The organism is Streptomyces sp. NRRL S-31 (assembly GCF_000718775.1).
Lineage (GTDB): Bacteria > Actinomycetota > Actinomycetes > Streptomycetales > Streptomycetaceae > Streptomyces.
Map to the genome: position 1 here is coordinate 1 of NZ_JOCB01000287.1, position 283 is coordinate 283.

Genomic DNA, 283 nt, shown 5'->3' on the forward strand with positions numbered 1-283 from the left:
CCGGCCCTCCACCGCCCCCCGGGTCGCCTCCGCCACCGCCAGCCGGCCGTGATACGCCGCGTCCCGCTGCCGCTGGAACTCCTCCCACCGCACCGACGGACCCGACACCCCGCCCCGGCCGCCCGCCACCGCGTGTGCGGACGGTCCGCCGAGCCCGGCGGTCTGTGCGGTGGTGGCTTGCGGTCGCTCGTCGGAGCCGGGACGGTAGTAGGAGGGCAGGCCGTCGGAGACCGTGCGGGGCGGGGTGAACCGCAGCTCCCCGGCCGGCCGCAGCAACGGATGA

General features: G+C 78.1%; 1 protein-coding gene. It reads right to left on the bottom strand.

What is annotated here, in order from left to right; translation table 11 throughout:
- The coding region (locus IF37_RS40500; protein WP_158727471.1) for a hypothetical protein at positions 1-283 on the bottom strand (283 nt) is incomplete at both ends.